General features: G+C 32.9%; 12 protein-coding genes. 5 read left to right on the plus strand and 7 right to left on the minus strand.

From position 1 onward, the window contains the following. Positions 1-113: 113 nt before the first annotated feature. The 5 genes from HX088_RS04725 to folE all read right to left on the minus strand — a co-directional run bounded on the left by HX088_RS04725 (position 114) and on the right by folE (position 9,120). Positions 114-2,078, minus strand: a complete 1,965-nt coding sequence (locus HX088_RS04725; protein ID WP_286483574.1) for a putative porin — start codon at positions 2,076-2,078, stop codon at positions 114-116. A gap of 96 nt (positions 2,079-2,174) precedes the next feature. After that, positions 2,175-3,635, minus strand: coding sequence for a RagB/SusD family nutrient uptake outer membrane protein (locus HX088_RS04730; protein ID WP_286483575.1), 1,461 nt, complete (start codon positions 3,633-3,635; stop codon positions 2,175-2,177). An 18-nt stretch (positions 3,636-3,653) separates the two neighbouring features. Then, the gene (locus HX088_RS04735; RefSeq protein WP_225539671.1) at positions 3,654-6,800 is read right to left on the minus strand and encodes a SusC/RagA family TonB-linked outer membrane protein; all 3,147 of its coding nucleotides are present in this window, start codon (positions 6,798-6,800) and stop codon (positions 3,654-3,656) included. 151 nt (positions 6,801-6,951) lie between these two features. Further along, complete coding sequence (gene cysS / locus HX088_RS04740) at positions 6,952-8,424, minus strand: cysteine--tRNA ligase (protein ID WP_286483576.1); 1,473 nt, start codon at positions 8,422-8,424, stop codon at positions 6,952-6,954. An 18-nt stretch (positions 8,425-8,442) separates the two neighbouring features. Next, a complete protein-coding gene (gene folE, locus HX088_RS04745; protein WP_171623367.1) occupies positions 8,443-9,120 on the minus strand; it encodes a GTP cyclohydrolase I FolE in 678 nt (225 codons plus the stop codon). A gap of 98 nt (positions 9,121-9,218) precedes the next feature. Here folE and hutH point away from each other — a divergent pair, with 98 nt between their 5' ends. The 3 genes from hutH to HX088_RS04760 all read left to right on the plus strand — a co-directional run bounded on the left by hutH (position 9,219) and on the right by HX088_RS04760 (position 14,537). Next, positions 9,219-10,766, plus strand: coding sequence for a histidine ammonia-lyase (gene hutH / locus HX088_RS04750; RefSeq protein WP_394368340.1), 1,548 nt, complete (start codon positions 9,219-9,221; stop codon positions 10,764-10,766). Positions 10,767-10,886: 120 nt separating this feature from the next. Continuing rightward, complete coding sequence (gene hutU, locus HX088_RS04755) at positions 10,887-12,866, plus strand: urocanate hydratase (RefSeq protein WP_286483577.1); 1,980 nt, start codon at positions 10,887-10,889, stop codon at positions 12,864-12,866. A gap of 6 nt (positions 12,867-12,872) precedes the next feature. Beyond that, positions 12,873-14,537 (plus strand): hypothetical protein, encoded by a 1,665-nt coding sequence (locus HX088_RS04760; protein WP_188319262.1) that lies wholly within the window; start codon positions 12,873-12,875, stop codon positions 14,535-14,537. Positions 14,538-14,790: 253 nt separating this feature from the next. On the opposite strand, the gene HX088_RS04765 is transcribed toward HX088_RS04760, so the two are convergent. Next, entirely contained in the window at positions 14,791-15,042 is a 252-nt protein-coding gene (locus HX088_RS04765; RefSeq protein WP_171623364.1) for a hypothetical protein, read from the minus strand. Between the two features lie 442 nt (positions 15,043-15,484). On the opposite strand from HX088_RS04765, the gene HX088_RS04770 reads away from it, so the two are divergent. Then, on the plus strand, positions 15,485-16,357 hold the full coding sequence (locus tag HX088_RS04770) for a pirin family protein (RefSeq protein WP_284583172.1): 873 nt from the start codon (positions 15,485-15,487) through the stop codon (positions 16,355-16,357). Positions 16,358-16,381: 24 nt separating this feature from the next. Then, positions 16,382-16,666 carry a GNAT family N-acetyltransferase gene (locus tag HX088_RS04775; protein ID WP_260541900.1) on the plus strand — a complete coding sequence of 95 codons (285 nt, stop codon included), beginning with the start codon at positions 16,382-16,384 and terminating at the stop codon, positions 16,664-16,666. A gap of 34 nt (positions 16,667-16,700) precedes the next feature. Here the strand turns inward: HX088_RS04775 and ggt are convergent, their stop codons facing one another. Beyond that, positions 16,701-18,368: a gamma-glutamyltransferase gene (gene ggt / locus HX088_RS04780; protein WP_286483578.1), complete on the minus strand. Its 1,668-nt coding sequence runs from the start codon at positions 18,366-18,368 to the stop codon at positions 16,701-16,703. Positions 18,369-18,436: the final 68 nt, after the last annotated feature.

An 18,436-nucleotide genomic window follows, 5' to 3' on the forward strand; every position in this document is an offset into this window, starting at 1 on the left:
ATGAGCCCGATACAATATCGAACTCATTTTTATAATTATTAATTTTTAATCTGTCCAAACTTTTGGGTGCAGTCTAATCTTGAAGTCGTTTTTCTATATAATTTGTAATTATTTTAACTGAAAATATTCCATTTCAACCCAAGTTGAAATTTAAAATCTCGGTACGGAACATTTGGTGCGGCAAAATATTCTGGTTCTTTAGTGAAAGAAGCATTGATATGTTCACCACGAATGTAGAAACGCATATTACGAACCTTGAAATTGATAAAAACATCCAAAATAGGATAACCTCCAATCTCTTGAATATTAGTTGGGTCTTGTATGGCAAATTCATTAAGTATCGGGATGTAACGTAATCCATTGTATTTCGTAAAATACGTTGCATTAATACCCGCTTGTAATTGTGCATTTTTATTAAATAATTCTCCTTGCCAATATAACGTTTCACGAATCAAGAAGTCTGGCAAAGGCATAATATTTTCATTCTTGGTTACTTTTTGATATTGAGCTGTCGAAACCAAATTTATTTTTCCGAAACGTAAATGATTTTCACCTTTTATTTTGAAATAATTGATATTATCATTTAGCTGTTTGTAAACTAAATCTGAATCCAGGTACACTTTATTGTCGAGATTGTAAAGAGATGCTTCTACTGTCGTATTTACTTTATCTAATTTTAATTTTGCAAATAAATTTTGAACATTTTCTGTTTCAAACTTGTTTGCGTAATTAAAATCGGCAAAAAAACTTTGATTATAAATGGCATTCAACGATGGAATCTTTGACTGTATAACCGCTCCTGCACTTAATGTATAACCTTCTATTGGCGTAATATCTAAAACGGCATCCACATTGTAGACACTTTTATAATTATCCGATTGCAGATACTCTACATTTCCGTAAAGTTTTAACTTTTCATTCCAATCAAAATCCACTTTTCCTACAACTCCAAAAAGATTTTCTTTTATTTCTTTAGGATTAATTACATTATAAATTATGTTGTCATCTTCATCCACTTTAGAAAAAATAAAAGGCTCTTCTGAAAACACACGCAAACTCTTTAATTTAACTCCGGCCTCAATTTTCACACGATCGGTCCAAAGAAAACCAGCAGTTGTTGTATTCGACAAATCAGTAAAACTCTTTTTATTTCTGTTGTCAAGTCCTGTTATCAGAGGTGTATCATACAAATCACCATTTGGAGAGGAATCTTCGTATCGATATTTTTGTTTTTCGTAGGAAAACTTGTTCTTTAATTCGATCGGATTATAAAAAGTAGAATCTTTTTCGTTCAACTTTTTTAAAATTCCATACGACGCATTCAACTCAATTCGACGTGCATCAAATTCAGATTTTGCTGTTTGGGAATTTACATCGATATTACGAATATTTGTCTTTCTACGTTCATCTTGTAAAATAAAATCGTAAATATCTTTTATTCCACCGTTTTCATTATTTTTCAAATTCTGCGCTGCATAATTCCACCACAACTTGAAACGTTCTGATTTTGTTTTATAATTTGATGAAAATACGAATGTATTATTCTGTGCCTTTTCGTGTTTATAACGGCCTTCAGAAATTAAACCTCGGTAATGAAAAGTGTAGTTGAATTGCTTGTTGATATTGTGCGAAAATGTGGAAGACAAAAAGTTTCCTTCTTTTACGCCATTTTCGTAAATAAACTCAGTATAAGGCGATTTTACATCGTAATATTTGATCTCATTCGCATAATAATAGTTATACTTTTTACCTGTTGGCAACATCGATGGATTGAAAGGTGAATTTTGATATTCTAAATCCACAACAACACCTCCAACATTAGGATAAAATAATTTCCCAAACGCATCCTGCTTTATAAAATTTTGGTTGTAATAGTTTTTGATATGCAATGTTGTATCAATAACTTCTGGCTTTCTGCCATTTGTCCAAAATTTATAATCGTCGATTTTAGTTTTAAAATACGTTATAGAATCATTCCCTGACGATCCTTTTAAAGGTTTTAAACTTTTTATCGAATCTTCTTGAGCTTGTGCTATCACAGCTCCCAATAAAAATAAACCAATGATTGTTTTTTTCATCCTGTTGAATAAATCCTTACAAAAGTAATCTAAAATTGAGAGATACAAAAAATCCCACTTATTTCTAAGTGGGATAATGTTATAAAAAATTTAGAATTAATTTCCCCAAAGAGGATGTTGTGTCATGTTTGTATTTAATAATCTTGACGATAAAGATATTGGATACACAAAATATCTACTATCAGCAGGTATAGAGCATTTATCTCCAAGACAATTTGTCTTTTTATCAAAACCTAAATTATTACGTTTCAAATCGAAAAAACGATGTCCTTCTGCAACAAATTCTTTCTGAGCATCTAACAAAATAGCTGTTAAAGCGTCTCCTGAATAAGGTTGTGCTTTTCGTTCTGCTGCATGTTCGTTTAACATAGCCAAAGCTCCAGCATTATCTCCTTTTTTCGCCATCGCTTCCATGATAACATACTTCGCTTCTGTCATACGAAAGACTTTGATATTTCCAAACCAATTTCCTCCAACACTACGAGGGTATTTTCTTGTCCAAACTCCTTTTGGAGTATCTTGATCAGGACCTGATGGATTAATTAAAGCTACACGTGAATCATCGTCATCTTTATTTGGTGTATCTACTCCGTCAAATAGCTCATACACCCATTCACGAATTAATAAGCCTTTGTGAGTTCCTTGATTAGAATAAAATGTTGCAGGATGTGCATTAATTTGCAATGAGAATCCTGACTTTTGCTCTATTTCATAAATAGTTTCTGGTTGTTCTTCTGATTTTGCTTCAGTTGTTCCTGTAAAGTAATCATATAACTTATCATTCGTAATGACTTCAAAATTACTTGGAGAGTTCTCTAATACTTCAGTTGCATACTGTATTGCTTTATCATAATCACCAGAAGCTCCTCTTGTCAAATAAACTTTAGATAAAATCAGCCTACCTGCAGTTGGAGAAAGAAATGTTTTTGAAACTCTTGAACCTGGATTCATTTCACTAATTCCTTCTGTTAAATCTTTGATAATTTGATCATAATTTTGTGCAACTGTAGCTCTTGCTGGGTTTACATTAGGCGTTGTATATTTTTCTAACATCAAAGGAACACCATATTCTTGGTATTGACCTGATGTAGGATTTGATGAAAACAACTGAACCAAATAAAAATAGGCTAATCCTCTTGCTATTTTTGCTTCTCCTTTGAAACTTTTTACGACTGCTGTTTCAGGTAAGTTTTCGTCATAAATAACAAAATTTGCTTTTTGTATCACATCATACAGAGATCTAAATGGGCCAAATCCACTATCGCCTGACCACCCCATACTTTGTTGAGTTTGATAATAACCACTTTCCAATATATTACTTGCAAATACATTATCAGAAATTATGTCTGCATTAATTAATAATCCTGCTCCAAATAAAGATTCAGAGGCTAATGAATTATAAATATTATTCGTTGCCCATAACATCTCCTCTTCTGTTTTTAAATCTCCTGTATAGATTTCGATGATTGTAGGCTCTATATCTAATTTGTCTTCGCTACAAGAACTTAGTCCCATTATGGCTGTTGTTACAAGTAAGCTTAATATAATTTTTTTCATAATTTTTTTGTAAGAATGTTAAAAATCTAATGATACTCCTAAAGAAATAGACTTCATAATAGGTGATGTATAGTCATATAGACCTTTTCCTCCTGCTCCTCCATAAGCATTAGAGTTTGATTCTGGGTCAAAATCTAAATCTTTATCGAATGCATACATCCACAGGTTAACTCCTTTTGCATAAATTGTTAAATTATCTACTCCTGTACTTTTCTTGAATAAGTCATTAAACCTATACGAGAATTTCACTTCTTTCAAACGAATATGATCTCCTTTTCTCACCCAACGATCAGAAAGCAATTCAGTTCCATTCCCTTGTCCTGCAATTGGCTTAGGATTTTTAGCGTTTCGATTATCTGGTGTCCAAGCATCGTATAATGCAGATTTAATTTGGTTATTCCCCATTTTAGATCCGTCACTTAAGATAAAGTTTTGCCACATATTGTGTACATAGAAATCAAATTGTCCTGTGAAAAATACCGAAAGCGTAAATCCCTTATAAGAAAAATCATTTTTGATACTTGCTAAATACTTAGGAAATCCAGATTTTCCTAACCAAACGCTTTTTGCTGCTGTTCTATCAGTAGTCGTTGCTGTTTTTGTTCCGTCAGTCCACCACATTCCTGCTCCAGTTTCTGGATCTACTCCAGCCCATAATGGCACATAATATTCTCCATACTCATGCCCTTCACTTAACGCTCTAATTCCATTTCCTGAAATTCTTTGAACTGCTTCCGGATTATCCGGGAATAATTTTACTACTTTATTACGATTATATGCAAACGTTCCAAAAATATCCCATTTGAATTCTTTATTAATTGGTTTTGCATTGATTGTAGATTCAATTCCTTTATTAGATATCTCCCCTACATTTGTTCTATAAAAACTTGGATATCCTACTGGTTCAACAAGTGTCTTATCATAAATTGCAGAAATTGTTCGTTTGTTATATACGTCTAATGTAATATCAAACATATTGAATAAACTGAAATCTACTCCAATATTTAATTGTTTACTTACTTCCCATTTTAAATCTGGATTACCAATTTCTGTTAATCCTATAGTAGGATTTGTTCCATATCCTGTAGAATTTACAGCTTGTAAAAAGTATGTATTATATTGCCTTCCCCAACTATCTGCATAAGGTATATTCCCTATTTCACCATAGTTTCCACGTAGTTTTAATTTAGATAAAACTCGACCGTTTCCAAAGAATGCTTCTCTTGAAATATCCCAACTACCACCAGCAGACCAGAAAATACCACTTTGTTCATTCTTTCCTAAAGTAGAGTTAGCATCTCTTCTTAATTGCCCAGAAAATGTATATTTACCATCTAATGTATAATTCAATCGTCCGAAGTACGATATTTGCGTCCATCTGTATGGTTCAGATTCTCCTGCAGAAATACCTTTTGGATTCCCCCCAAATGTCAAATAAGGTAATGGTCTTGTTAAACCTACTACTCTTGCCCACTCTTGTGTATATTCGTGTTCTTGGTACTCCATTCCTACCCACGCTTGCAAATCATGTCTGTCGTTAAAAACTTTTCTGTAACTTACAGAGTTCTGCCAATTCCAATCGTAAGCATTTGTGTGTGCAACTGTAACTATACCTCCTGGTAAACCATTTAGAAGATCAGGATTAACTCCTGGTGCAATTTCTTGATTTTTACCATCTGCAATAGAAGGATCCCAATATTGTTTTTCTTTAATTTTTTGGTTTTGGATACCAAACATCGAAAAGAAATACAAGTTTTTTGCTAAGGTATATTCTGCATTAATCGAAGCTAAATACGTTTGAATATTTCCTTGTACAAAATCTATATTTTGAATCGCCACAGGATTAAATCCTGAATTCCCTGCTCCTAAATGTGTTTGGTTATAACTTCCATCCGCATTATAGATCGGATAAATAGGTAAAATAGAAAACTGTGTTGTCCATGGATTACGATATGCTCCTCCATCATCAAATGTATGTCTTCTTACATTAGAATAATTCAGGTTAAGTCCTAAAGTCAACTTATCATTAATTTTATGATCTAAAGCTGAATTTATACTTAGACGATCAAATTTTGAATTTATAATCAGTGATTTATTATCATAGTATGATCCTCCAATACGGAAAGATGTATTTTCACTACCTCCTGTAGCTGAGAAATTATAAGTGTTAACCATCGCTTGGTTACGTTGTATAGCTTTTCTCCAATCAGTATCCGTAACGCCATCATAATTATATTGAGATTTTGTTACAAATTCCCTTGCTGCATCCATTGTAGGATAAACAAGATTTCCATTTTTATCTTTTGCCTCTGTATTGAAATAAGATAATGCTGCCCATTCCATAAACTCGGCAGAGTTCATAAACTCTTGTTCATTATAAGCTATCGATTGTACCCCCGTATCACTTGATATATTAAATCGTGTTTTCTGATTGTATCGTCCTTTTTTAGTTGTAATCACGATTACTCCATTTGCTCCACGCGCTCCATATAGAGCAGTTGCCGAAGCATCTTTAAGAACCATCACATTTTCAACAGCATTTGGATCAATTGCAGCCAAAGGATTCCATGACTCCATTATCCCTGCATTATCTGTTCCTTTTCCTACAACAATACCATCAATTACATACAATGGATTTGGTGATCCAATAAGCGAGCCTACTCCACGAATTGTAATAATATTAGTAGAACCTGGATCTCCTGAATTAGATGAAAATGTTAATCCAGCAACACGTCCATTTAAGACTTCATCAATTGAAGCTGTAGGAGCTAATTCGAAGTCTTCTCTTTTTACAATATCATAAGCACCAATTTTTTGTGCGACATCCATTTTGATCCCACCAACTAAATTTACGGTACCTAATTCGATATTTTCAGATGCTTTTGAAGCGAATTTCACATCACCAAGCATTGTTGAAGTAACTTTAATTATCTTTTCTTCTCCCATAGAATCGATAATTTTTAATGTATCCCCTACTTTCGCGTCTACATTAAAATTTCCATCTCCATCTGTATACACAGAAGCTCCTGTTCTTGTAACAATCACTTCTGCTTCTTCCATTGGAAATCCATTCGAGTCTTTTAAGACTCCTTTGACTTGAGCATAAGCCAAACCTCCCATCAAAAACATTGATAGAATGCCCAAAGAAGTAAATCTTCTCCTCATATTGTGTTAATTTTTAGTGCTAATTATTACAAATATGATAAATAAATATTTGTAATGCAAATATTTTGTTAAAGTTATTAAAAATTAACAAAAAAAAACCACTTATCTCTAAGTGGTTATATATTAATATAATAATAAATTATTCTGTTTATCAAAAAGAATAAGTAGTGCCTTCAGCTCCGTCTTTTAGTTGGATTCCTAAATCACTTAATTGATCACGAATTTGATCTGATAAAGCCCAATTTTTATCTACACGTGCTTGATTACGCATTTCGATTAGCATTTTTACAACACCATCTAATTTATCAGAACTTTCATTAACAGTTTCAGTATCTAAACCTAATACATCATGAACAAAACCATTCATAATCGCTTTCAAGCGTTCTAAATCTTCTGCTGTAATATTTTCGAAACTATCTTTGATTGAGTTGATCATTTTCACGGCATCAAATAAATGAGCGATCATAATTGGCGTGTTGAAATCATCATCCATTGCAGTATATAATTTCGCTTCCAACTCATCAATGTTAACAGTAGATATTTTTTTTGGTGTAATATTTTCTAACGTTTTTAAGGCTTCAACCAAACGGTTATACCCTTTTTCCGAAGCCAACATTGCTTCATTCGAAATATCTAACACACTGCGGTAATGCGCTTGTAAAAAACAAAAACGAACGACACTTGGATGAAACGCTTTTTCGAAAAAGTTATTTTCGCCATTTACCAATTGCATTGGCAAGATGTAATTCCCTGTCGATTTACTCATACGTTGTCCATTCATCGTCAACATATTAGCGTGCATCCAATATTTTACTGGTTCGTGGCCATTAGAACCTTTTGCTTGTGCAATTTCACATTCGTGGTGAGGGAATTTAAGATCCATTCCTCCTCCATGAATATCGAAAAAGTCACCAAGATATTTTGTACTCATCACTGTACATTCTAAGTGCCAACCCGGGAAACCATCTCCCCAAGGCGAAGTCCAACGCATAATATGAGCAGGCGAAGCATTTTTCCAAAGTGCAAAATCTACTGGATTTTTCTTCTCTCCTTGTCCGTCTAAATCTCTTGTGTTATTGATTAACTCTTCGATATTACGGTTACTTAACTCACCATAATTAAGTCCTTTTTTGTTGTATGCTTCTACATCAAAATAAACTGATCCGTTTACCTCGTAAGCTAAACCTAAATCGATTAATTTCTCCGCTAAAGCAATTTGTTCTAAAATATGTCCTGTTGCTGTAGGTTCGATTGTTGGAGGTAGTAAATTAAATTTTTCTAAAACTTGATGAAAATCTACCGTGTACTTTTGTACGATTTCCATTGGTTCTAATCTCTCTAATTTAGATTGTTTTACAAAACGATCATTTTCTACATTTCCGTCATCTGTTAAATGTCCCGCATCAGTAATATTACGAACATAACGAACTTTGTAACCCAAAAATTTTAGGTAACGATAAATCATATCAAACGACATAAATGTACGTACATTTCCTAAATGCACATTACTGTAAACCGTTGGACCACAAACATACATTCCAACATTATCTTGATTGATTGGTTCGAATGTTTCTTTCTGTCCCGTTAAGGAATTATGTAATTTTAATTGATTTTCTTTTACCATTTTATAGGATTTATAGTTTTAAACATTGAAAGGAGTTTTCATTCCGATATACGAAATAAACTCTTTTCTTAATTGCTCACTTTCTTTAAAAGCTCCACCAAATTCAGCTGTTACTGTACTTGATTCGATATCTTTGATTCCGCGCGAATTGACACACAAATGTTTCGCATCAATAATACATGCGACATCGTCTGTCCCCAAAGCATCTTGCATCGCTTTCACAATTTGCATTGTCAAACGCTCTTGTACCTGTGGACGTTTTGCATAATATTCTACAATACGATTCATTTTAGACAAACCGATTACTTTCCCTTTCGAGATGTAACCAACATGTGCACGACCAACGATTGGTAAAAAGTGATGTTCGCAAGTCGAATAAACCACGATATCCTTTTCAACCAGCATTTGATTGTAGTTATATTTATTTTCGAAAGTTGACATTCCAGGCTTACGCTCTGGTAATAAACCACCAAAAATCTCTTTTACGAACATTTTCGCAACACGTTTTGGCGTTCCTTTCAAACTATCATCTGTTAAATCTAAGCCTAAAGTTTCCATGATATTACGGAAATCCGCTTCAATCTTTTCCACTTTTTCTTCAGCAGACAACTCAAATGCATCAGCTCTCAAAGGCGTTTCTAAGTTTGCTGACATATGGTCGTCCCCCATTTCGTCATGAAGATGTTTATCACACATTACATAAAAATTTCTGCAAATTTATAAAAGTTAGTCATATAAAACCTTATCAAACCTCAATTATTCAATTGAAATGATTTCTATCTTTTATCAAATCAATGAAAAGATTATCTTTGATGTATCACAAATTCGAAAAAATGATTAAGAAAACTTACGGTATTGATTTTCTTTCGTTCGAGGATTACAAAGGAATCAAAGAAGGAAATATCGAAATTGAGCTTAACGAAGCAAGTAAAGAACAAATCTTAAAATCTCAACAAAACGTTGCTAAAATAGTTGCTTCTGGACAAACAGTTTATGGAATAAACACTGGTTTTGGACCTCTTTGCGACACAAAAATCTCTGAAGCAGAAACGCGTCAACTTCAACACAATCTATTAATCAGTCATGCAGTTGGTGTGGGAAATCCGATTAAGAAAGAAATTTCTAAAACCATGTTAATTGCAAAAGCACATGCTTTATCAAAAGGCTATTCAGGTGTGACTTTAGATGTGGTGGAACGAATTTTAGTAATGGTTGAAAAAGACATTATTCCAGTTGTTCCAGAAAAAGGATCCGTTGGTGCATCTGGAGATTTAGCTCCTTTATCACATTTATTTTTACCCTTAATCGGCGAAGGAAAAGTTTGGGATGGCGATACAATTGTTTCGACAAAAGAAGCTTTAGCCAAACATAATCTACAACCATTAAACTTATCCGCAAAAGAAGGTTTAGGATTAATCAATGGAACACAATTCATCTTATCTCATGCCTTACACGGATTAGAGAAATTTGAATATTTATTGAATTTAGCTGACGTCGCAGGCGCTTTATCATTAGAAGCTTACGAAGGTTCGCCTCGTCCATTCGAAGAAGAATTACACCAAGTTCGCCCATTCAAAGGAACATTGTTGGTTGCAGAACGTATGAGAAATTTATTAAAAGGTTCTGAAATTGCTTTCTCTCATGCAGAATGTGGTCGTGTACAAGACCCCTATTCGTTGCGTTGCATGCCACAAGTTCATGGCGCGTCACGAAATGCATTTTTCCATTTACAAGAATTAGCTGAAATCGAATTAAATTCTGTTACGGATAATCCAATCGTTGTTTCGGATAAAGAAGCTATTTCAGGTGGAAACTTTCACGGACAACCATTAGCAATGGTGTTAGATTATGCGACAATTGCAGCCTCTGAATTAGGAAATATTTCGGATCGTCGTCAATATTTATTAATCGAAGGAAAATATGGATTACCAAAATTATTGACAGAAAGTTCTGGGTTAAATTCTGGATTTATGATTCCTCAATACACTTCTGCCGCGCTTTGTACAGAAAACAAAACGTTGTGTTTCCCTGCATCTGCTGATAGTATTCCAACATCTTTAGGACAAGAAGATCACGTTTCAATGGGAAGTATTTCTGGACGAAAATTCAACCAAGTTTTAGATAATGTAGAACGTATTTTAGCAATCGAATTAATGTACGCTTGTCAAGGTTTAGAATTTAGAAGACCTCGTAAAACAAGTAAATTTTTAGAAGAAGTTTTTTCAAAAGTTCGTTCAGTTTGTCCAAAATTAGAAGACGATCGTTTGATTGGAGATGATATTAACAATATTATTGATTTATTACAAACAGAAGATTTCAAGAAATTGATTTTAAGTTTCTAAATCATTCTTTTCATCCAGATCCTGTCGAAGGATAAATTTTTAATAATATAAAAAAAGATTCCTCGACAAACTCAGAAAGACAAAAAAAACGTTCAGAATAAAAATATAAAAACACAAAAAATGACTTTTCAAGAACAAATAAAACAAGGTATTCCTTCTTTTTTACCTCAAAAAAAAGACAGAGATCCCAATGTAAGTCACGCTCCAAAGCGTAAAGAAATATTATCAGAGGACGAAAAAAAATTAGCACTTAAAAATGCTTTACGTTATTTCGATCCTATTCATCATGCTGAATTAATTCCAGAATTTAAACAAGAATTAGAAGATTTTGGTCGAATTTACATGTATCGTTTGATGCCTGATTATAAAATTTTTGCACGTCCAATTACAGATTATCCAGGAAATTCGGAACAAGCAAAAGCAATTCAATTAATGATTCAAAACAACTTGGATCATGCAGTTGCACAACACCCAGAAGAATTGATTACTTACGGAGGAAATGGTGCTGTTTTTCAGAACTGGGCACAATATCTGTTAACAATGAAATATTTGTCTGAAATGACAGACGAACAAACATTGGTCATGTATTCTGGTCATCCAATGGGATTGTTTCCTTCACACAAAAATGCGCCTCGTGTTGTCGTTACGAATGGAATGGTCATTCCTAATTATTCGCAACCTGATGATTGGGAAAAAATGAATGCATTAGGCGTTTCTCAATACGGACAAATGACGGCAGGAAGTTACATGTATATTGGTCCGCAAGGAATTGTACATGGTACTACGATAACCGTATTAAATGGTTGTCGTAAAATTGATGATAAAGGAACAGCAGGAAAATTATTTGTTACGGCTGGTTTAGGCGGAATGTCTGGAGCTCAACCAAAAGCAGGAAATATTGCAGGAGTGGTATCTGTTACTGCAGAAGTTAATCCAGCAGCGACTTGGAAACGCCACGAACAAGGTTGGGTGGACGAAGTAATTTCAGACTTGGATGAATTAGTCGCTCGTGTAAAAAAAGCTAAAGCAGATAAAGAAGTTGTTTCGATTGCTTATGATGGAAATATCGTTGATGTTTGGGAAAAATTTGACCAAGAAAACGTTTATATTGATTTAGGATCAGATCAAACTTCTTTGCATAATCCTTGGGCTGGTGGTTATTATCCGGTTGGATTAACATTAGAAGAATCAAATCAAATGATGGCCGAAAACCCAGAGTTATTCAAAGAAAAAGTCCAAGAATCTCTTCGTCGTCATGCTGCTGCGGTTAATAAACATACTGCAAAAGGAACGTATTTTTTTGATTATGGAAATGCCTTTTTATTAGAAGCTTCTCGTGCTGGAGCGGATGTTATGGCAGAAAACGGAATCGATTTCAAATATCCTTCGTATGTACAAGATATTATGGGTCCAATGTGTTTCGATTACGGATTTGGACCATTCCGTTGGGTCTGTACTTCTGGAAAACCAGAAGATTTACTAAAAACCGACGAAATCGCTTGTCAAGTTTTAGAAAAGATTATGCAACATTCTCCTGCTGAAATTCAACAACAGATGCAAGATAATATTACGTGGATAAAAGGAGCACAAGAAAATAAATTGGTTGTTGGATCGCAAGCTCGAATTTTATATGCAGATGCAGAAGGACGAATCAAAATTGCGAAAGCCTTTAACGATGGAATTGCGAAAGGTGAAATCGGCCCAGTTGTTTTAGGTCGTGATCATCATGATGTTTCGGGAACAGATTCTCCTTTTCGCGAAACGTCTAACATTTATGATGGTTCAAAATTTACAGCTGATATGGCGATTCATAATGTTATTGGGGATAGTTTCCGTGGCGCAACTTGGGTTTCTATTCACAACGGTGGTGGCGTTGGTTGGGGCGAAGTAATCAACGGTGGTTTTGGAATGCTGTTAGATGGATCTTCAGATGCTGAAAACCGTTTAAAATCAATGTTACATTGGGATGTGAACAATGGAATTGCTCGACGTTCTTGGGCAAGAAATGACGAAGCTATTTTTGCGATTAAACGCGCTATGGAAGAAGAACCTTTGCTAAAGGTTACACTTCCTAATATGGTTGATGAAAATTTATTATAAAAGCTTATGAATACTATTGAAAATTTACTCAAATTAATTTCTTCTCAAAACAAAAGAGATATTAAAAAACTCGAAATTAGAGAATTAGAAGAAGAAAAAAAAGGGAACTTTATTGCTTTTGTAGATGACCAGTCGAATAGTTACGATGTAAATATAGTAATCAAAAATAAAGAAGTTACTTCCCATTCTTGTGATTGTGGAAGTAACGAATCTTGGTGTATTCATCAAAAAAAAATGCTAGAAGAAATCGTAAAACTTACCTCTTTAAAACCTGTTAAAAAAACTCGCATAAAAAAAGAAAAAGAGAGCGAAACTTTACTTAAACTAATTGAAGAAGAAGATTTAAGAAAATGGTTACTTGATTTTTTTAATACAAATAGAGAAGCTGAACAATATTTCATGTTATCATTTTCTCAAAAACAAAAAGAGTATTCTCTTGATGAAGTAGAACAATTAATAAAAGATACAATAACCTCAATAATAGGTAAAAAAAGGAAAGTAGAAATATCCGAAGTAAAAAAGATAATCGATTTACTACAAATTGCTCTTGAACCTGTATTTGCTTATATAGATTGCATTATTAAGACGACAGAAATCGCAAAACCACTAATTATAAGAATATGTGATTTATTACTTTCTTTTCATTTTAACTCGGGTACAACAAGTAAAAGATTAGAAAAATATGTTTACGCTATTATAGAAAAATATGCTTTTAGGATCAATAAAATAGCAGTAGAAGAACAATGGAAAAACGTTGTACTTGATCATTGGAGCAACTTCCTTAATATGGATAATATAACTGTAAATGATTTTGAAATAAATAAAGAAATATATTATCAAGCGACTACAGAGAGAAAAAAAATTATCGGACAACACCTTCTAAATTACCTAAAAAAATGGCATAAAGAAAATATAAATTATAACATAGAGATTCAGACATTCTTTCTACAAATCATGATAGAGACAGAGTTGTTTACAGAAATAAAAGATTATTTCAAACCATCAATTTATCAAAATGACTATAATTTAATGATTTTAGAAGAACTAATGAAAACTGACCATATTGCTGTAGAAGCTTATTGTAAAGATATTATTTCAAACAATTCTAAAGAAAAATACAACTACCCTTATTACAATATTCTAGAAAAACTTTATAAACAGACAAATGATTTGCCTAAATATACAGAAATAAAACTTTTAAAATTCCCTTACAATCCATCATTAGAAGATTTTCTTTTTATAAAAAATCATTTAAATGAAGAAGAAAAGTTTAAAAAATTCAGAACGAAAACACTTACTAATCTTAAAATAAATTTTTACGAATCAGATGATTGTATTGATTTATATTTTAAGATATTAGATGCTGAAAAGGAGTATAAAAAAATGATCGATGTAATAAGTAATTATGTTCCAGCTGAAATAATTTTATGTTATTTTGATCAACTCTTTTTATTTAACAAAAATACCTTCTTAATAAATTTACTTAAACGTTTAGCTTATCTCTACAGTTATTCTTCTCAAAAAGATATGGAACTTGATTTAATCAATAAAATTAAAAAATCATACGGCGATATACTTATTAAAAAATATTTAGATTTTTTAATTAATAGCGATAATTTTATAAAAATTAGAATTCAGAATAATGAATTTATAGAAAAACTACTTGACTAATTTATTTGTTTAATTGTGATCTCATAGACCTAAAATAAACAGTTGAATAAAATTCTGATGCTGAAAACAGTTTAAAATCAATATACATTGGGATGTGAAACTGAAACGAAGATGCTATCTTTTCGACAAAACGTGCCATGGAAGAAGAGCCTTTGCTAAAGGTTACACTTCCTAATATGGTTGATGAGAATTTATTATAAATAACTAAACCCACCTCAATTGAGGTGGGCTTTATACTTCTATAAAAAGAATATTAAGAATGTATAGCTACAACAGTAGCTACTGCAGCTCTTACACAATCTTCGATATATGTTTTGATTGCATCACGATCCTCAACATTTATTTTACTGTCTTGATAAGCTTTTTCAACATCATTTTTCAAATCAGTAATTTTTTTTTCAGATTTCTCTATTTCTTTTGCGTCTTTTACATTAATACGATCAATCAACGCTTTACCCAAATCACTTGCTAATTTTTTAGCTTTATCATTTAACAATGCAGGCATCGGAATTTTAGCAACAGCAGCATTTGCGGCAGTAATATCTGTATAAATAACTGTTGCAATATCTGATTTTACTACAGCTTTGTCGCAACTTGATTTGCTTCGTTTGCATCATACGCTTTGTCTAAAGCTTTCTGTGACTCTTTTCGCGCTTTTTTTGAGGTGTTTCATTTTTACATGATCCTAATGTAACTAATGCAAATACACCTAAAACTATTGAATTTTTTTTCATTTTTATTTATTTTGTTAGATAGATACAACCAAATATAAAAAAACAATAATTAGACAAACATCGTTCATCTATATTTTAGAACTATTTAAATTTAACAGATCATACAAACCATTGATATATGTTAACTTATTCAATTAAAACTTCTTACCCTACATCAATACAATCAATACATTGGAATTGTAAATTTGTATAAGAAAATAAAAAAACATCATTATGAACACAAAAAATATAGAAGCGGTTATCGCTCCAAGAGAGCCTCATTTCGTAGGAGATGGATTTAGAGTTCATAACTTTATTCCGAGCGGTTATCATTTAGACATGAGAAGAATGGATCCTTTTATTATGTTGGATTACAATTCAAAATTTGATTTTCCTGCAACGGACAAACCAAAAGGTGTTGGTGTACATCCGCATCGTGGTTTCGAAACCGTAACAATCGCTTATCAAGGAAGTGTTTCTCATCATGACAGTGCTGGCGGAGGTGGAACAATTCATCAAGGCGATGTACAATGGATGACAGCTGCGTCAGGAGTTTTACACAAAGAATATCATGCAGAAGAGTTTTACAAAAAAGGAGGAATTTTTCAAATGGTTCAATTATGGGTAAATCTCCCTGCAAAGGATAAAATGAGTGCGCCTAAATATCAAGCCATTGCACACAAAGATATTCCAACTGTTGAAGTTGAAAATGGATTTGTAGAAGTTATAGCTGGTGAATATAACCAAGCAAAAGGTGCTGCATCTACTTTTTCTCCTGTTCATATGTTGAATGCAAAATTAAATGAAGGTGGTAAAGCGAATTTTAGTTTCCCAGCACATTACAATACAGTTTTATTGGTTATTGAAGGTGAAGTAAAAGTGAATGAGCAAGAAATTGTTCCAACAGATCATTTGTTATTGTTTACTAATGAAGGAGAAGATTTTACAATCGAAGCGACTGAAAGTAGTGTGGTACTTATTTTGAGTGGAGAACCTCTAAATGAGCCAATCGCATCATACGGTCCATTTGTAATGAATACACAAGAGCAAATTCGTGAAGCATTTGACGATTACAATCACGGAAAATTTGGTACATTAGAAGATTAAATATTCAACTTAAAAATATATTAGATGGAAATTAAACAAATTGATGATAAAAAAAATGGCGCTTTTGCCATTTTAGATGGCGATAAAAAAGCTGGAGAAATGAGTTATGTTTGGGCTGGAGATGATAAAATCATCATCGATCATACAGAAGTTGATGAAGCTTATGGCGGACAAGGTATTGGTAAAAAAGTTTTATTAGCCTTGGTTGATTGGACAAGAAATAATAATATTAAAGTTATTCCTTTGTGTCCTTTTGCAAAAGCACAATTTGATAAAAACACAGAAATTAGAGATGTTTTATCTCAATAAAAAAAGGAACTCGATTTAGAGTTCCTTTTTGTTTTTAATATCCTATCGCTTTATCATCACCGCGTGGATCTGCGCCTGCTTGATATGTCCCGTCAGTATTAACTAATATTCCATCTACTCGCCCATAAGGTTGACGTTCTTTCAAAACATAACCTTTTTGTTTTAACGATTCGCGAACGTTTTCTGAAATTGCATTTGGTTCATAATCGATTTGATCTGGTAACCATTGATGATGAAATCTTGGTGCAGCAACAGCTTCTTGCATTGTCATTCCGAAATCAACAACATTTACAATTGCTTGAAAAACCGAAGTAATAATCGTAGAACCTCCAGGTGTTCCCACAACCATAAACAATTTACCATCTTTTTCTAAAATAGAAGGCGTCATCGAGCTTAACATTCTTTTCGAAGGTTCAATTGCATTTGCTTTTCCTCCAACTAAACCATATAAGTTTGGTGTTCCTGGTTTTACAGAAAAATCATCCATCTCATCATTCAACAAAAATCCTGCACCTTCCACAACCACCAAAGAACCATACGAATTATTTAAAGTTGTCGTAACAGAAGCTGCGTTTCCATCTTTGTCAACAATAACATAATGCGTAGTTTCCAACGATTCTTTTGCAAATATTTCTCCTGCTTTAATTGCTGAACTCGGTGTTGCTTTATCAAACGAAAAATCTTTCATTCGATTGACATTATAATTTTTATCTAACAATTGTTTTTGAGGAACGTTCACAAAATCTGGATCACCTAAATGTTCTGCACGATCTGCATAAACACGACGCTCGGCTTCTACCATCACTTGCATTGTAGAATCTGCCTGAAATCCCCATTTATTGATTGGATAATCTTCGATAGATTGAAACAACGAAACCAATGCAATTCCTCCACTTGATGGTGGTGGCATCGAAATTACTTTAAGATTTCTATAATTTCCCGCAACTGGCGTTCTCCAAACCGATTGATATTGTTTTAAATCTTCGTGAGAAATAATCCCGTTTCCACGTTTCATTTCTTTTACAATCAGATCAGCCGTTCTTCCTTCATAAAAACCAGCGCGACCTTTTTGTTGAATCAGTTTTAATGTATTTGCTAATTCTTTTTGAACCAATCGATCTCCTTCTTTCCAAGAAGCTTTTGCAGTTAAAGCATTTATTTTTGAATTATATTTAACAAAATCGTCATGCTTATTCGTTAATTCACTTGCTTGTTGTTTAGTGATTTTAAAACCTTTTTGAGCCAAATCAATTGCAGGTTGCACTAATTCTTTCCAATTCAATTTTCCATATTTTTCATGTGCCTTTACCATTCCATCTACTGTACCTGGAACGCCTGCTGCAAATTGTCCATACAAACTAAGATCAGTAATTGCATTTCCTTCTTTATCCCAATACATATCTTCAGTAGCTTTCAAAGGTGCTTTTTCACGATAATCTAATGCATCCGTTTTTCCTTTTGCATCACGATAAACTAAAAATCCACCGCCACCAATATTTCCTGCATTTGGATAAACAACTGCCAAAGCGAACTGTACTGCAACAGAAGCGTCAATTGCATTTCCACCTTTTTTCAGAATTTCAACTCCAACTTTTGAAGCTTCGGGATGAGCCGTTACAACAGCTCCATTTTTATAAGATTCTTGCGCATTTAGTTGAATAATGGCAAAGAACGAAATTATTATAAATGATATTTTTTTCATAAAATCGATTTAAAACAAAAATATCAAAGTTTTAAAAAACTCCATCAACTAACATCGCTTTTAATTCA

The organism is Empedobacter sp. 225-1, from assembly GCF_030328185.1.
GTDB classification, from domain to species: Bacteria; Bacteroidota; Bacteroidia; order Flavobacteriales; family Weeksellaceae; genus Empedobacter; species Empedobacter stercoris.